General features: G+C 69.7%; 13 protein-coding genes. 11 read left to right on the forward strand and 2 right to left on the reverse strand.

Annotated features, from left to right (window positions below):
• Positions 1 to 6: 6 nt before the first annotated feature.
• Complete coding sequence (locus ABZ848_RS42640; RefSeq protein ID WP_360840826.1) at positions 7 to 1,878, reverse strand: ABC transporter substrate-binding protein; 1,872 nt, start codon at positions 1,876 to 1,878, stop codon at positions 7 to 9.
• 355 nt (positions 1,879 to 2,233) lie between these two features.
• On the opposite strand from ABZ848_RS42640, the gene ABZ848_RS42645 reads away from it, so the two are divergent.
• Genes ABZ848_RS42645 through ABZ848_RS42665 form a run of 5 tightly spaced genes read left to right on the forward strand, consistent with a single transcriptional unit; the run spans position 2,234 to position 7,878 of the window.
• Positions 2,234 to 3,868: an ABC transporter substrate-binding protein gene (locus tag ABZ848_RS42645; protein ID WP_360840827.1), complete on the forward strand. Its 1,635-nt coding sequence runs from the start codon at positions 2,234 to 2,236 to the stop codon at positions 3,866 to 3,868.
• A gap of 6 nt (positions 3,869 to 3,874) precedes the next feature.
• Positions 3,875 to 4,798 carry an ABC transporter permease gene (locus tag ABZ848_RS42650; protein WP_360840829.1) on the forward strand — a complete coding sequence of 308 codons (924 nt, stop codon included), beginning with the start codon at positions 3,875 to 3,877 and terminating at the stop codon, positions 4,796 to 4,798.
• Complete coding sequence (locus ABZ848_RS42655) at positions 4,791 to 5,798, forward strand: ABC transporter permease (protein WP_360840831.1); 1,008 nt, start codon at positions 4,791 to 4,793, stop codon at positions 5,796 to 5,798. The genes ABZ848_RS42650 and ABZ848_RS42655 overlap by 8 nt, the downstream gene beginning before the upstream one ends.
• A 9-nt stretch (positions 5,799 to 5,807) precedes the next feature.
• The gene (locus tag ABZ848_RS42660) at positions 5,808 to 6,782 is read left to right on the forward strand and encodes an ABC transporter ATP-binding protein (RefSeq protein WP_360840833.1); all 975 of its coding nucleotides are present in this window, start codon (positions 5,808 to 5,810) and stop codon (positions 6,780 to 6,782) included.
• On the forward strand, positions 6,775 to 7,878 hold the full coding sequence (locus tag ABZ848_RS42665) for a dipeptide ABC transporter ATP-binding protein (protein WP_360840835.1): 1,104 nt from the start codon (positions 6,775 to 6,777) through the stop codon (positions 7,876 to 7,878). Before ABZ848_RS42660 ends, ABZ848_RS42665 begins: the two co-directional genes overlap by 8 nt.
• 128 nt (positions 7,879 to 8,006) lie before the next feature.
• Here the strand turns inward: ABZ848_RS42665 and ABZ848_RS42670 are convergent, their stop codons facing one another.
• Positions 8,007 to 10,163 (reverse strand): prolyl oligopeptidase family serine peptidase, encoded by a 2,157-nt coding sequence (locus ABZ848_RS42670; protein WP_360840836.1) that lies wholly within the window; start codon positions 10,161 to 10,163, stop codon positions 8,007 to 8,009.
• Between the two features lie 188 nt (positions 10,164 to 10,351).
• Here ABZ848_RS42670 and ABZ848_RS42675 point away from each other — a divergent pair, with 188 nt between their 5' ends.
• From ABZ848_RS42675 to ABZ848_RS42700, 6 genes are all read left to right on the forward strand, one after another.
• Positions 10,352 to 10,546, forward strand: a complete 195-nt coding sequence (locus tag ABZ848_RS42675) for a hypothetical protein (protein WP_058923418.1) — start codon at positions 10,352 to 10,354, stop codon at positions 10,544 to 10,546.
• 46 nt (positions 10,547 to 10,592) lie between these two features.
• A complete protein-coding gene (mshB, locus tag ABZ848_RS42680) occupies positions 10,593 to 11,453 on the forward strand; it encodes an N-acetyl-1-D-myo-inositol-2-amino-2-deoxy-alpha-D-glucopyranoside deacetylase (protein WP_360840838.1) in 861 nt (286 codons plus the stop codon).
• Positions 11,450 to 11,860, forward strand: a complete 411-nt coding sequence (locus ABZ848_RS42685; RefSeq protein ID WP_360840840.1) for a DUF6113 family protein — start codon at positions 11,450 to 11,452, stop codon at positions 11,858 to 11,860. Before mshB ends, ABZ848_RS42685 begins: the two co-directional genes overlap by 4 nt.
• A gap of 159 nt (positions 11,861 to 12,019) precedes the next feature.
• Entirely contained in the window at positions 12,020 to 14,626 is a 2,607-nt protein-coding gene (locus ABZ848_RS42690; RefSeq protein WP_360840842.1) for a hypothetical protein, read from the forward strand.
• A 132-nt stretch (positions 14,627 to 14,758) separates the two neighbouring features.
• Positions 14,759 to 15,682 (forward strand): ABC transporter ATP-binding protein, encoded by a 924-nt coding sequence (locus ABZ848_RS42695; RefSeq protein WP_360840844.1) that lies wholly within the window; start codon positions 14,759 to 14,761, stop codon positions 15,680 to 15,682.
• Positions 15,679 to 16,410, forward strand: coding sequence for an ABC transporter permease (locus tag ABZ848_RS42700; RefSeq protein ID WP_360840846.1), 732 nt, complete (start codon positions 15,679 to 15,681; stop codon positions 16,408 to 16,410). The genes ABZ848_RS42695 and ABZ848_RS42700 overlap by 4 nt, the downstream gene beginning before the upstream one ends.
• The last annotated feature ends 2 nt before the right edge of the window (positions 16,411 to 16,412 follow it).

Consider the following 16,412-nt stretch of genomic DNA (forward strand, 5'->3'; position numbering starts at 1 on the left):
GACCACCTACTCGCGGTCGTCGGCGGTGGTGCGGCGGCGCATCGCGAAGAACACCCCGGCCGCGGCGAGCACGACGACCCCCGCGACGACCCCGATGATCACGCCGGTCGAGGAACCCCCGGAGGAGGACGAGGAGTCGGCGGGCACGGCCGACCACCAGCTCCAGTAGCCGTCCTGGCCGTAGATGTTGCCGGCCGCCTTGGGCATCGTCTCGATCGACTTGATCTGGTCGGTGCGGTACGCCTCGACGGCGTTCGGATACGCCATGACGTTCATGTACCCGAGGTCGTACAGCCGCGACTCCATCTGCTTGACGATGTCGGCCCGTTCGGCCGAGTCGTACTCGGCGAGCTGCTTGGCGTACAGGTCGTCGTACGTCTTGTCGCAGATGAAGTTGTCGGTCGCGCCGGTGTCCTTCGGGGTCGCGGGCAGGGCCGCGCAGGTGTGGATGGACAGCACGTAGTCCGGGTCGGGGTTGACGGACCAGCCGTCGAAGGCGAGGTCGTACTTGCCGGCCAGCCAGGGGTCGGTGACGTTGTCCAGGCAGTCGAGCGTCATGCCGATGCCGAGCTTGCCCCACCACTCCTTGAGGTACTGGCCGACCGCCTTGTCGTTCGGGTCGGTGGCGTGGCACAGGACGCGGTAGTTCAGCGGTTTGCCGTCCTTGCCGACCCGCTTGCCGTCGGCGTTCTTCTTGTAGCCCGCCTGGTCGAGGAGCTGGGCCGCCTTCGTGGGGTCGTACGAGAGGGTCTGGCTGCCCGAGGGCTGCCAGAAGTACGTGGAGAAGCGCGGCGGGATGTAGCCCTGGCCCTCGACCGCGTGGCCCTGGAAGACCTTGTCGATGATGGTCTTGCGGTCGACGGCCATGAACAGGGCGTGCCGGACCCGCTCGTCCAGCAGGGAGGGGTCGCCGTCGCCGAACTTCTGGCCGTTCCTGGCCTGGGCGCCCGGGTTGGTGGCCAGGGCGTAGAAGCGGCGGCCGGGGCCCTCGTTGACGTGGATGTCCTGCTGGCCCTTGAGAGAAGACGCCTGAGCCGGCGTCAGGGCGGGCTGGCCGGCGACGAAGGAGACCTCGCCCTTGCGCAGGGCGGCCACCGCCGCGTCCTGGTCCTTGTAGTACTTGAAGACCAGCTCGTCGAACTTGGGCGCCCCGCGCCAGAAGCTCTTGTTCGCCTTCAGCCGGACGTAACTGTCCGCCTTGTAGTCCGTGAGGACGAACGGTCCGTCACCGACGACGGGGAAGGACTTGTCGTTGTTGAACTTCGAGAAGTCCTTGACGTCCTTCCAGATGTGCTCGGGGACGATCGGCACGTCCAGCGCGGTCATGGTCGCCTGCGGCTTCTTCAGCTCGATGACCAGCTGGGTGGGGCTCGGGGCCGTCACCTTGCGGAAGTTGGCGACGAAGCTGCCGTTCGCGGTGGCGGCCGCCTCGTCGGTCATCATCTTGTCGAACGTCCAGGCGGCGTCCTCGGCGGTCACCTTCTGCCCGTCCGACCACTTCGCGTCCGAGCGGATCGTGTACGTCCACGTCAGCTTGTCGGCGGACGGCTTCCAGCTGGTGGCGAGGCCCGGTACCGGGTGGGCGTCCCCGGGGTCGTAGTCCGTCAGGTACTCGTAGGTGAGCCGCAGGATGCTGGTGCTGAGCAGCCGTACCGCGAGGAAGGGGCTCAGCGAGTCGACGCTCTGGGCGACGGCGACCGTGAGCACCTTGTCGCCGTCGGCGGCCTGGGCCCGCTCGGGCGCCGGGTTCAGTGGTGTCGCGAGGCCCGCCGAGAGGGTCAGCGCGGCGGCGCCGGCGGCGGCGACCAGCCGGAGCGCACGAGAGAACGGGCTTCTCGGGTGTGAACGCCTTCTGCCGTGCTGGTCTTGAGTGCTCATGGAATCGTGACCTCGCGTCATCGCTCGCACAGGGACGGCTTGTCGGAGCTTCGGGACCGGGTTTCGCCTGGTGACGCCAGCTGGGTGATGAGTGTGTCTATCAGCGGTGGTCTGCACCCGTCAACGGCGCATGAAACCTCCGTGGCCTGCGGAAACGCCGAATTGATGTGCGATCCCGCCGATATTGGTCGAGACCACTGAAGGGGTCCTGGTGAGGCGCTGACGCCGTCACCGAACGGATTCCGCCACCGTGACGATCTCGTGACTCCTGCAAATGGGCGCGCCGAATGTGCGGTGTATGTGACTTGCCCCGATATTTGCCGATAACGGACTGGCATTTCTGAGGAGGCACTCCATGCGTGGAGCCACGCACGCCAAGTGGGCCGCATGCGCGGCGGCGGTCGCACTCGCCGCCACGGCCTGTGGGGGCGGGGACAGCGGCAGCGGCGGTGGTGACAGCAGCGCGGTGCTCAGCTCCTCCTGGGGAGACCCGCAGAACCCGCTGGAGCCGGCCAACACCAACGAGGTGCAGGGCGGCAAGGTCCTCGACATGATCTTCCGCGGCCTGAAGCGGTACAACTCGAAGACGGGCGCCGCCGAGGACATGCTCGCCGAGAAGATCGACACCTCGGACTCGCAGAACTTCACCGTCACCGTGAAGAGTGGCTGGAAGTTCAGCAACGGCGAGGCCGTCACCGCCCAGTCCTTCGTGGACGCCTGGAACTACGGAGCCTCCCTGAAGAACAACCAGAAGAACGCGTACTTCTTCGGATACATCGAGGGCTACGACAAGGTCCACCCGGAGGACGGCTCCAAGCAGACCGCCGACACGCTCTCCGGCCTGAAGGTCACCGGCACGAACACCTTCACTATCAAGCTCACCCAGAAGTTCTCGACCTTCCCGGACACCCTCGGCTACCCGGCCTTCGCCCCGCTGCCCAAGACCTTCTTCAGCGCCCATGACGCGTGGATCAAGAAGCCGGTCGGCAACGGGCCGTACGCGATCGAGTCGTACACCAAGGGTTCGAAGATGTCCCTCAGGAAGTGGGACGACTACCCCGGTGACGACAAGGCCGAGAACGGCGGCGTCGACCTGAAGGTCTACACCGACAACAACACCGCCTACACCGACCTGATGGCCGGCAACCTCGACCTGGTCGACGACGTCCCGGCCGCCCAGCTCAAGAACGTCAAGAACGACCTCGGCGACCGCTACCTCAACACCCCCGCCGGCATCATCCAGACGCTCGCCTTCCCGTACTACGACAAGAACTGGAACAAGAGCGGCTCGGAGAAGGTCCGCAAGGGCCTGTCCATGGCCATCAACCGCGAGCAGATCACCAACACCATCTTCCAGAAGACCCGCACCCCGGCCACCGACTGGACCTCACCGGTCCTCGGCGAGAAGGGCGGCTTCCAGGACGGGCTGTGCGGCGACGGCTGCGAGTACAAGCCCGACGAGGCCAAGAAGCTGATCCAGGAGGGCGGCGGGCTGCCCGGCGGCCAGGTCAAGATCACGTACAACGCGGACACGGGCTCGCACAAGGAGTGGGTGGACGCCGTGTGCAACTCCATCAACAACGCGCTCGGCAACGACAAGGCCTGCGTCGGCAACCCGGTCGGCACCTTCGCCGACTTCCGCAACCAGATCACCGAGAAGAAGATGTCCGGGCCGTTCCGGGCCGGCTGGCAGATGGACTACCCGCTCATCCAGAACTTCCTCCAGCCGCTCTACTACACCAACGCCTCCTCCAACGACGGCAAGTGGTCCAACAAGGACTTCGACAAGCTCGTCGACCAGGCCAACCAGGAGACCGACACCAGCAAGGCCATCGGTCTCTTCCAGGACGCCGAGAAGGTCGTACGCGACAACATGGCGGCCATCCCGCTCTGGTACCAGAACGGCAGCGCCGGCTGGTCCGACCGCCTCTCCAACGTCGCCCTCAACCCCTTCAGCGTCCCGGTCTACAACGAGATCAAGGTGGGCTGACCGCGCATGGGACGGTACGTGGTCCGGCGTCTGCTCCAGATGATCCCGGTGTTCATCGGGGCCACGCTGCTGATCTTCCTGATGGTGAACGTGATGGGCGACCCCATCGCGGGCCTGTGCGGCGAGCGGCAGTGCGACCCGGCCACGGCCGCCCAGCTGAAGAAGGAGTTCGGCCTCGACAAGCCGGTCTGGCAGCAATACCTGACCTACATGGGGAACGTCTTCACCGGAGACTTCGGTACGGCGTTCAACGGGCAGAAGGTCACCGAGCTGATGTCGACCGCGTTCCCCGTCACCATCCGGCTGACGATCGTGGCGATCCTCTTCGAGATCGTCATCGGCATCACGCTGGGCGTGGTCACGGGTCTACGGCGAGGCCGTCCCGTCGACACCTCGGTCCTCCTCCTCACCCTGGTCGTCATCTCCGTCCCCACCTTCGTCACCGGCCTGCTGCTCCAGCTGCTGCTCGGCGTCGAGTGGGGCTGGATCAAACCGTCGGTCTCCACGGACGCCACCTTCAGCGAACTGATCGTGCCGGGCCTGGTCCTGGCGTCCGTGTCCCTGGCCTACGTCACCCGGCTGACCCGCACCTCCATCGCGGAGAACCGGCGCGCCGACTACGTCCGTACGGCCATCGCCAAGGGCCTGCCCCGCCAGCGGGTGATCATCCGGCACCTGCTGCGCAACTCGCTCATCCCCGTGGTCACCTTCATCGGCACCGACATCGGCGCCCTGATGGGCGGCGCGATCGTCACCGAGCGGATCTTCAACATCCACGGCGTCGGCTACCAGCTCTACCAGGGCATCCTCCGCCAGAACACCCAGACCGTCGTCGGCTTCGTGACGGTCCTCGTCCTCGTCTTCCTGGTCGCCAACCTGCTCGTCGACCTCCTGTACGCCGTACTCGACCCGAGGATCCGCTATGCCTGAGCAGCCGTACGAACCGGAGGGTGCCATCGCCGGGACCGGCATGGGCGGCGCGATGGACCTCGCGACGAGCGAGGCGGAGACGCTGGAGAGGACCCCGGGAGGACCGGAAGGCACCGGCCCCCAGCAGCTGCATCCATCAGCCGCCTCCGGCGGACGGGCCCGCAGCCTCTGGTCCGACGCCTGGCGGGACCTCCGGCGCAACCCGGTCTTCATCATCTCCGCCCTCGTGATCCTCTTCCTGGTCGTCATCTCCCTCTGGCCGTCCCTGATCGCCTCGGGAAACCCGCTGAAGTGCGACCTCGCCAAGGCGCAGGAGGGATCCCAGCCGGGCCATCCCTTCGGTTACGACGGCCAGGGCTGCGACGTGTACACGCGCACGGTGTACGGGACCCGTATCTCCATCAGCGTGGGTGTCCTCTCCACACTGGGCGTCGCCGTCTTCGGCTCCATCCTGGGCGGGCTCGCCGGGTACTTCGGCGGGGCCTGGGACTCGGTGATGTCCCGGATCACCGACATCTTCTTCGCGATCCCGGTCGTGCTCGGCGGTCTCGTGCTGCTCTCCGTGGTGACCAGCAACACGATCTGGCCGGTCATCGGGTTCATCGTGCTGCTCGGCTGGACCCAGGTCTACCGCATCGCCCGCGGCTCGGTCATCACGGCCAAGCAGAACGACTACGTCCAGGCGGCCCGCGCCCTGGGCGCCTCCGACTCCCGCATCCTGCTGCGCCACATCGCGCCCAACGCCGTCGCGCCGGTCATCGTCGTGGCGACCATCGCGCTGGGCACGTACATCGCCCTGGAGGCGACCCTGTCCTACCTCGGCGTGGGCCTGAAGCCCCCCACGGTCAGCTGGGGCATCGACATCTCGGCGGCCTCCGCCTACATCCGCAACGCCCCGCACATGCTCCTCTGGCCCGCCGGAGCCCTCGCGATCACCGTCCTCGCGTTCATCATGCTCGGCGACGCGGTCCGCGACGCCCTCGACCCGAAGCTGAGGTGAGTCGCCGTCATGCTGCTCGAAGTGCGTGATCTGCACGTGGAGTTCCGGACCCGGGACGGGGTCGCCAAGGCTGTCAACGGGGTCGACTACAGCGTGGACGAGGGGGAGACCCTTGCCGTGCTCGGGGAGTCCGGGTCGGGCAAGTCGGTGACCGCGCAGGCCGTGATGGGGATCCTCGACATGCCGCCCGGGCGGATCACCGGCGGCGAGATCCTCTTCCGGGGCCAGGACCTGCTCAAGCTCAAGGAGGACGAGCGGCGCAAGGTCCGCGGTGCCGAGATGGCGATGATCTTCCAGGACGCGCTGTCCTCCCTCAACCCCGTGCTCTCCGTGGGGGACCAGCTCGGCGAGATGTTCGTCGTGCACCGGGGGATGTCCCGCAAGGACGCCCGCGCCAAGTCCGTCGAGCTGATGGACCGCGTACGCATCCCGGCCGCCGCGGCCCGGGTCAAGGACTACCCGCACCAGTTCTCCGGCGGTATGCGCCAGCGCATCATGATCGCCATGGCACTGGCCCTGGAGCCCGCGCTCATCATCGCCGACGAACCGACGACGGCCCTCGACGTCACCGTCCAGGCCCAGGTCATGGACCTGCTCGCCGAGTTGCAGCGCGAGTACAACATGGGGCTCATCCTCATCACCCACGACCTCGGCGTGGTCGCCGACGTCGCCGACAAGATCGCCGTGATGTACGCGGGCCGGATCGTCGAGTCGGCGCCGGTGCACGACATCTACAAGGCGCCGGCCCACCCCTATACGCGGGGACTCCTCGATTCCATCCCCCGTCTTGATCAGAAGGGGCAGGAGCTGTACGCGATCAAGGGACTGCCGCCCAACTTGATGCACATCCCTCCGGGTTGCGCGTTCAACCCCCGCTGCCCGATGGCCCAAGACGTCTGTAGGACCGACGTGCCGCCTCTGTACGAGGTTGACGAGGACCGGGGCAGTGCCTGCCACTTCTGGAGGGAGTGCCTCAATGGTTGATCAACTTGATCGAATTGACCAGGGCGAGCCGATCCTGGAAGTGAGTGGACTGGTCAAGCATTACCCCTTGACCCAGGGCATTCTGTTCAAGAAACAGGTCGGTGCCGTCAAGGCCGTTGACGGCGTCGACTTCACGCTCAACAAGGGCGAGACCCTCGGCATCGTCGGCGAGTCCGGCTGCGGCAAGTCAACCGTTGCCAAGATGCTGGTCAATCTTGAGCGGCCCACCGAAGGGTTGATCAAGTACAAGGGCGAGGACCTCACCAAGCTGTCCGGCAAGGCGCTCAAGTCGGTCCGCCGCAACATCCAGATGGTCTTCCAGGACCCGTACACCTCCCTCAACCCCCGCATGACGGTGGGCGACATCATCGGGGAGCCGTACGAGATCCACCCCGAGGTGGCGCCCAAGGGCGACAGGCGCAAGAAGGTCCAGGAGCTGCTGGACGTCGTCGGGCTCAACCCCGAGTACATCAACCGCTACCCGCACCAGTTCTCCGGCGGCCAGCGTCAACGCATCGGCATCGCGCGCGGGTTGGCGCTGCGCCCCGAGGTCATCGTCGCCGACGAACCGGTCTCCGCGCTCGACGTGTCCGTGCAGGCCCAGGTGATCAACCTGCTCGACCGGCTGCAGAGCGAGTTCGAGCTGAGTTACGTCTTCATCGCGCACGACCTGTCGATCGTGCGGCACATCTCGGACCGGGTCGGGGTGATGTACCTCGGGCGGATCGTGGAGATCGGCCGGGACCAGGAGATCTACGACCACCCGACCCACCCGTACACCCAGGCGCTGCTCTCCGCCGTCCCCGTGCCCGACCCGGAGGCCCGCGAGCACCGGGAGCGGATCATCCTCTCCGGCGATGTGCCGTCCCCGACGAACATCCCCTCCGGCTGCCGCTTCCGCACCCGCTGCTGGAAGGCGCAGGAACGCTGCGCGCTGGAGGTGCCGCTGCTCGCGGTCCCTGCGGAGTTCCGCCTCGCGAGCGGCCCGGCGGCCCACGACTCGGCGTGCCACTTCGCGGAGGAGAAGCAGGTGGTGCCGCCGGAGGAGCCGGGCGAGAGCCCTTCGCAGACCCCGGACGGCAACGGACCGGGGTGACATGGCGCACCCCGGTCCGTTTACGGCACCCGCACGGCCGTACGTTCTTTAGACTGACGCGTCCGTATATCGGGACCGGGTCGGCCAAGTTGCCTGCGTGTTAACGCGATTGACATGGGTTTGTGTGCTTATGCGAGCCCCAGTGAGCGCTTGAGGAAGTCCACCTGGAGCAGCAGCAGATTCTCCGCGACCTGCTCCTGCGGCGTCATGTGGGTCACCCCGGACAGCGGCAGCACCTCGTGCGGGCGGCCCGCGGCCAGCAGCGCGGAGGACAGCCGCAGTGCGTGCGCGACGACCACGTTGTCGTCGGCGAGACCGTGCACGATCATCAGCGGCCGGTGCGGCTCGGCGGGGTCGGACAGCCCCTCGTCGGTGACGAGCGAGCTCTTCGCGTACGCCTCCGGGTCCGCGCCGGGGTCGCCCAGGTACCGCTCCGTGTAGTGGGTGTCGTACAGCCGCCAGTCGGTGACCGGCGCGCCCGCGATGCCCGCGTGGAAGACGTCCGGCCGGCGCAGCACCGCGAGGCCCGCCAGCCAGCCGCCGTACGACCAGCCGCGGATCGCCACCCGGGACAGGTCCAGGGGGTGCGTCTTCGCGAGGTCCTGGAGGGCCTCGATCTGGTCGTCGAGGGAGGCGGTGAAGTCCCGGTGGACGCCCTTCTCCCAGGCGGGGGAGCGCCCCGGGGTGCCCCGCCCGTCGGCGACGACCACCGCGAAGCCCTGGTCGGCGAACCACTGCGAGGTCAGATGCGCGTTGTGCGCGGCGACCACGCGCTGCCCGTGCGGACCGCCGTACGGGTCGAGGAGCACCGGCAGCGAGGTGTCACCGGCGTAGTCACGTGGCAAGAGCACGGCGCACGGGATTCGCCGTGCGCCCCCCTCGGTGAGCGTCACGCGCGGGGACAAACCGGGATCTTCGGCGTACGAGGTGACGGTCGCGATCTTCCCCCAGCCTTCGGCCGGGGGGACCCCCATCTCCCTTCGGTCGCCGTCCCGCAGCACATGCGCCCGGGCCCCGGGCCGGTCCAGCGTGGCGGACACCAGCACGGTCACGCCCCCGGCGCGCACCGCCGAATGCACGCCGGGCTCCTGCGACACGCGCTCCAGGCCGAGCTCGTTGACCCGGTATACGTGCACCTCGCCGATTTCCGGATGCTCGGCCTCCTCCCCGGCCGAGGCCGAGACCAGCACGTCGGCGTCGCTCACGTCCAGCACCGCGCGGACATGCAACTGCGGTCCCGTGAGCGGCCGTTCACCCACCGCGAGGACCCGCGCGCCGCCCTCGTCCGCGACCCGCACGAGCCGTCCCGAAGGGCTCCAGCAGGGCACCCCGGCGAAAAGATCAAGCCAAATTGGATCTTCGTCCGCGTGCACCAGGCGGGTCGCCCCGGTGTCCGGGTCCACGGCCAGGAACAGCTGGCTGCGCTGGTCGCGCGCCTGTACGAGCAGCAGCGGCGCACCCGCGTCTGACCAGTGCGCATGCGCCAGATACGGATAACGGGCCCAGTCCCAGACGACCTCCGTGCGCGAGCCGTCCAGGCCCATGACGAACAGCCGGACGTCCGCGTTGTCGGTGCCGGCCGCGGGATAGGCGACGTGCTGTGGATCACGTTCCGGCTGTGCGGGGTCCGAGATCCACCATCGCCGTACCGGCGTGTCGTCCACGCGCGCGACCAGCAGCCGGTCGGACTGCGGGGACCACCAGAAGCCGCGCGAACGGCCCATCTCCTCGGCCGCGATGAACTCGGCCAGTCCATAGGTGACCTCGGCCGACTCCGGCTCCGCGAGCGCCCGTTCGCCCTCGCCCTCGGCGCCCACCACGCGCAGGGCGCCCCGGGCCACGTACGCGATGTGCCGGCCGTCGGGGGAAGGGCGGGGGTCGATCACCGGTCCCGGGACGGGGAGTTCACGTGCCGTGCCGGCCCGCAGTTCGGCCGTGAAAAGCCGCCCTGACAAGGCGAAAGAGGCCAACTCCACGTCCGCGTCGGTGGCGTAGCCGACGATGCCGGCGCCGCCCTCACGGCTGCGCTCGCGCCGCGCCCGCTCCTCGGGCGACAGGTCCTCCGAGCCGCCGTCGAGCAGGGCGCGCGGGTCGGCCGCCACGCGCTCCCCGCCGTCCGCCGTGTCGAGAACCCACAGGGAACTCGCCCTGTCCGTACCGGAGGTGGAGCGCAGGAACACGACACGGGCACCGTCGGGAGCCACGGCGAAAGCACGCGGCGCGCCGAGCGTGAAGCGCTGGGTGCGGGCGTGCCGGCGGGGGAAGGAGTCGGACGTCGTCGTCATGCCCCGACCATATTGGCCATGCGCCCCCTTGTGCGGCCGTGCGCCGACCGATGCGCACGCACGGATAGTTATGATCACTAGCGCATAGTGGGTATGAACCTGCTGGTCCTTGTGGATTTATCTGCACGGACTTTTCTGCCCCTTGGTCCGACCCCCGCGCTCCTGTGGATCTTTGGAGGTGAGCCGCCGTGGCACTCTCGATTTCGGCGGTGGTGCTGCTGGCGATCGTCGTCTTCCTACTGGTCAAGAAGTCCGGGCTGAAGGGCGGGCACGCGGTCGTCTGCATCCTTCTCGGGTTCTATCTCGCCTCGTCGACCGTCGCGCCCACCATCAACGACCTGACGACGAACATCGCGAGCATGATCGGCAGCATCAAGTTCTGACCGGGGCTGCGCCGCGCTGTCAGTGGCGCCTCGTAGGGTGGGCTCCATGACGGAACCCACCCGGCGTCTGCTGCTGGTGCACGCGCACCCGGACGACGAGTCGATCAACAACGGCGCGACCATGGCCAGGTACGCGGCCGAGGGTGCCCGGGTGACCCTGGTCACCTGCACGCTCGGCGAGCGCGGCGAGGTCATCCCGCCCGGGCTGCGCCACCTCACCGGCGCGGCGCTGGGCGAGCACCGGCTGGGCGAGCTCACCGCCGCCATGGCCGGGCTCGGCGTCGAGGACTTCCGTCTGCTCGGCGGCCCGGGCCACTACACGGACTCCGGAATGATGGGCCTGCCGGACAACGAGGACCCGGCCTGCTTCTGGCAGGCCGACGTGGACGAGGCCGCCGGCCGGCTCGCCGAGGTGATCCTGGAGGTACGCCCCCAGGTCCTCGTCACGTACGACGACAACGGCGGCTACGGCCACCCCGACCACATCCAGGCCCACCGCGTCGCCATGCGCGCCGCCGAGCTGGCCGCGGAGCGGGGCTGGGAGATCCCCAAGGTCTACTGGAACCGCGTGCCCCGGTCCGTCGGTGAAGCCGCCTTCGCCCGGCTTGAGGGCGACTTGTCCGCTCTGCCCTTCTCCAAGGCCGGCGTCCTCGACGACGTGCCGGGCGTCGTGGCCGACGAGCGCATCACCGCCGAGATCGACGGCACTGCGTACGCCGGGGCCAAGGCCGCCGCGATGCGGGCGCACGCGACACAGATCGAGGTCGCGGAGCCGTACTTCGCGCTCTCGAACGAGCTCGCGCAACCCCTCTTCACCACCGAGTACTACGAGTTGGTGCGCGGGCGGGCCGGGGCGCCGAGAGAGAACGACCTGTTCGCCGGGCTGGGTGCCGGGGAGGCGTCGTGAACGAGCGCGGTTCCCTGCTCGCCCAGCCGTTGCGGCGGCCCTCCGCCGGGCGGACGCTGCTGTATGTGGCCCTCTTCGTGCTCGGCGCGGTCGTCGGCGCCGCCGGCTCCCTCGTGCAGGCCGGCTGGTTCCCCGGCGGACTGCTGCTCGCACTCGCCGGTGAGGCGGGGCTCTGCCTCGGCGGAGCGCGGGCCACCGGCAGCCGGGGCGGGGCCGTGGCGCCCGCGGCCGGCTGGATGATCGCCGTCATCCTGCTCACCGCGAGCAGACCCGAGGGGGACTTCCTCTTCGGCGCGGGAGGAGGCTCGTACCTCTTCCTCCTCGGAGGGATGGCCGTCGCTGTGATCTGCGCCACCCTTGGTCAGGGGCGGCAACCGGTCGGTCGTGACGTCCGACTTGGCAAGTGACGTACCACTTCGCCGTTAAGGGCGCGTGCAAGTGCCGTGTGGGTTTCCCCGGCGGTCGTGGGATACGCGCCAGAAGTGGCCAGTATGGTGGTGCGCGCCGCCGAGCCGCCCGCGTGTTCAGGTCGTGTCGGGCGGCGGAGCCAACCGGGAGAACCTGCCTTGAGTCGTGAAACTGACACTCCGTCCTCCGGGCCCAACGGGCACGGCGGGGCCGCATACCCCTCCGGCACGCCGCCGTACGGGACCCCCACGGCTTCCGACGCCGGTACGGATGCGGGCCGTTCGGCCGCGCAGCCGGAGGAGCGCAAGACCGAGACCACGCTGACGACCCGTATCCGGATCAACATCCCCGGGTCGCGGCCCATTCCGCCGGTCGTCGTGCGGACGCCCGTCGCGGGTACCGAGAGCCCCGCCGAGGAGACCGGCGAGACCGAGCTCCCGGCAGCGGGCCCGGCCACGGGTGCCGTCGAGCCGTCCGCCGAGCCGGGCCAGTCGGCCGAGAAGCAGAGCGACTGGTTCGCCCCGCGCAAGTCCGGCCCCGCGAAGGGCGGTCAGGGCGGCGGCGCCACCAACGGGGCCGGTCTGCCCGGCGGTTCGGGTGCCGGCGCGACCGCGGCGGGTGCCGCTTCCGGCGGCGCGCGACCGGGCGGATCCGGTACGGGTGCTCCCGTCGGTCCGCGTACGGGTTCCGGGCGTCCCGGTGGTGTGGTCGGCTCCATGAGCGTGCCGGGCGGCTCCCGGTCCGGCGGCGCGAGCGGCGCGCGGCCGGGCGGGACGAACGGCGCCGGGCTCCCCGGCGGAGCGACCGGCGGGCCCGTGGCCCCCGGGCACGGCGGCGGCACCGGCTCCTTCGACGTCACCGAGGCCCTGGCCGCGGGACCGCTGGGCGGCGGCAACGGTTCGCGCCCCGGCGGCGAGCCGCGCCGCGACGACCTGCCGTACTTCTCGGAGAACGACCGCGGCGCGCAGCACGGCCAGGGTTCGCCGAACGGCCAGAGCGGCTACGGCGGCTCGGACACCTACGGCGGCCCGGGCGGCGCGATCGACTTCAACGCCCCGGACACCTACCCCGGTGCGAACGACTTCAACAGCCCGGACGGTTACGGCGGCCAGGGCGGCGCCAGCGGCTTCAACGGGCCGAACGGCCGCGGCGGCCAGGGCGGTTCACAGGGCCCCGCGGGCCCGACGGGCGGCCCGGTCACCGGCGACGGCCCGATGGTCCCGCCGATCGGCGCGGGCCCCGGCGGCATCGGCGCGGGCCCGGCCGGGATCGGAGCAGGCCCCGGCGGACCGGCGGGTCCGGGCGCGGGTCCCCTCGGCCCCGGCAGCGGCGTCGGCCCCGGCTCCGGCCCGCAGGGCCCCGGCTCCGGCCTTCGCGGCCCCGGCGCGGGTCCGCAGGGACCCGGCAGCGGCCCCCTCGGCCCGGGCGCGGGCCCCCAGGGTCTCGGCGCCGGTCCCCTGGGCCCCGGTACGGGCATCGGCTCCGGCCCGCAGGGCCCCGGCACCGGCATCAACGCCGGTCCGCAGGGCCCCGGTGCGAGCCTCGGCCCCGGTGGCGGGCTCAGTGACGACACCGCGATCCTCACCCCGCAGAAGCCGGCCCCCGAGCCGGGCACACAGGGCTACCCGGCCCCCGACAACGTCTCCGGGCACACCGTCACCAGCGGCATGCCGGTGGTGCCGCAGGGCGCCAACTCGCCGTTCGGACCGGGCGCGTTCGGCCAGGGCACCGACACCGAGCCCTCGGGCCCGCACACGCCCCCGAAGCTGCCCGACGCGCCCTCGCAGAGCTCGTCGGCGTCCAACGCGCCCAAGAAGAAAAAGAAGGGCCGCAACAAGCTGGTCCTGGTCGGCGGACTCGTGGTCGTCGCCGGCGTCGGTGCCTACGGCGCCGGGCTGCTGATGAACCACTCCGACGTGCCCAAGGGCACCACCGTGCTCGGCGTCGACATCGGCGGCGGCACCCGCGACGACGCGGTCAAGAAGCTCGACGCGGCCTTCGGCAAGAGCGTGAACAAGCCGCTGAAGCTCAAGGTCGGCGGCTCCACCGTCTCCCTCACGCCGGACCAGGCGGGCCTCCAGTTCGACGAGCAGTCGACCGTCTCCGCGGCCGCGAAGAGCGACTACAACCCGATCTCCGTCATCGGCTCCCTGTTCGGACAGCACCGCGTGGTCGAGCCGGACATGCCCGTCGACGAGGAGAAGCTGACCGCCGCCCTGCAGGCCGCGGCCGGCGGCTCCGGCTCGATGACCGAGGGCACGATCGAGTTCAAGTCCGGCAAGGCCGTCGCCGTCTACGGCAAGGCGGGCAAGGGCATCGACGCCGCCGGGTCGATCGAGGCGATCAAGGAGGCTTACCGCACCCAGGTGGAGACCGGCTCCACCGACCCGGTCGCGGTCGCCACCACGACCAAGCAGCCCACGGTCACGAACGCCGAGGTCGACCGCGAGATGAAGGCCTTCGCGGAACCGGCGATGTCGGGTCTCGTCACGGTCAAGACGGACACGGGCATCTCCCTTCCGCTCAGCCCGCAGAACTCCCTGTGGAAGTTCCTCAGGGTCGAGGCGGTCAACGGCAAGCTCGTCGACAAGCCGGACCTCGTCGCGCTCAAGAAGCTCTACGGCGGCCAGTTCGACGGGGTCCTCATCACCCGCGCCACCGGCAAGAAGACCGCCGTCACCCCGCAGGACGTCTACGTCGCCCTGCGCCAGGCCCTGCTCAGCAAGACCGACCGGGTCGGCGTCATCGACACGAACCCCAGCTAGCGGAGCCCGACCTCACCAGGGGGCACCCGGCACGCGCCGGGTGCCCCCTGGTCGTCGTATGACATCTGTCATCCGCCACTCAGGACCGCCGACACTGCCGTCCGTACGGCCGTCGCGGCCACGATGGATCACATGACGACGACAGCGACAGCCACCACCCCGGTGGTCGGCTTCGACCAGGTGAGCAAGACCTATGGGAGCGTACGGGCCGTGGACGGGCTGTCGCTCGCCCTGCACCCGGGGGAGACCGTGGCGCTGCTGGGCCCCAACGGCGCCGGCAAGTCGACCACCCTCGACCTGCTCCTCGGCCTGCGCAACGCCGACAGCGGCACGGTCCGCGTCTTCGGCACCAGCCCCCGCGAGGCCATCGTGAACGGCCGGGTCGGCGCCATGCTGCAGAGCGGCGGCCTGATGGACGAGGTCACCGTCGCCGAGCTGGTCAAGCTCGCCTGCGATCTGCACCCGAAGCCGTACAAGGCCGCTGACGTGCTGGCCCGCGCGAGCCTCACCCAGATCGCCGACCGCAAGGTCAACAAGCTCTCCGGCGGCCAGGCCCAGCGCGTCCGCTTCGCGCTCGCCACGGCCGGCGACAGCGACCTGATCGTCCTGGACGAGCCGACCACCGGCATGGACGTCTCCGCCCGCCAGGCCTTCTGGGCCACCATGCGCGAGCAGGCCGAGCAGGGGCGGACGGTTCTGTTCGCCACGCACTACCTGGAGGAGGCGGACGCGATCGCCGACCGGGTGCTGGTGCTCCACCGGGGGCGGCTGCTCGCGGACGGCACGGCGGCCGAGATCAAGGCGAAGGCGGGCGCGCGTCGCGTCTCCTTCGACCTGGAGGGTGAGATCGACGAGGGCCCGCTCCGGGCGCTCCCCTTCCTCACCTCCGTCGACATTTCCGGCCAGACCATCCGCATCCAGTCCACCGACGCCGACGCGACCGTGCACGCCCTCTACGGCCTCGGCCTCTACCCCCGCAACCTCGAAGTCGCCGGCCTCGGTCTGGAGCAGGCCTTCGTCGCCATCACCGCCGCCGAGGAGGCCAGGCAGTCATGAACAGTCTCATCAAGCTGGAACTCACCCGCGCCCTGCGGAATCGCAAGTTCCTGTTCTTCTCGGTGATCTACCCGTCGGTGATCTTCCTGCTCGTCTCCAACCAGACGGGCAATGTCGACGGCTCCGGCCTGAGCGTCGCGAAGTACGTCATGGTCTCCATGGCCTCCTTCGGCGCCCTGACCGCCGTCCTGATGGGCAACAGCGAGCGCATCGCGAAGGAGCGGGAGGGCGGCTGGGTACGGCAGCTGCGGCTGACGACGCTGCCCGGGCGCGGTTACGTCCTCGCCAAGACGGCCAGCGCGGCCGTGGTGAGCCTGCCGTCCATCGTGGTCGTCTTCCTGGTCGCCGCCGCCGTGAAGGACGTACGGCTGGACGCCTGGCAGTGGGTCGCCCTCACCGGCGCGATCTGGGCGGGCAGCTTCGTCTTCGCCGCGCTCGGCGTCGCCATCGGCTACCTCGCCTCCGGGGACGCGGTCCGCCCGATCACGATGATCGTCTACTTCGGCCTGTCGATCCTCGGCGGTCTGTGGATGCCGTCCTCGTCCTTCCCGTCCTGGCTGCAGGACATCGCCAAGTGGCTGCCCACGCACGCGTACGCTGCCCTCGGATGGGCCATCGAGCAGAGCCAGGCCCCCCACGCCCAGGACATCGCCATCCTCGTCGCCTTCTTCCTGCTCTTCGCGGGCGGCGCGGCCTGGCTGTACCGGAAGGACACGCTGAAGGCGTGAGC

The organism is Streptomyces sp. NPDC047081, assembly GCF_040643775.1.
Taxonomy (GTDB): Bacteria; Actinomycetota; Actinomycetes; order Streptomycetales; family Streptomycetaceae; genus Streptomyces.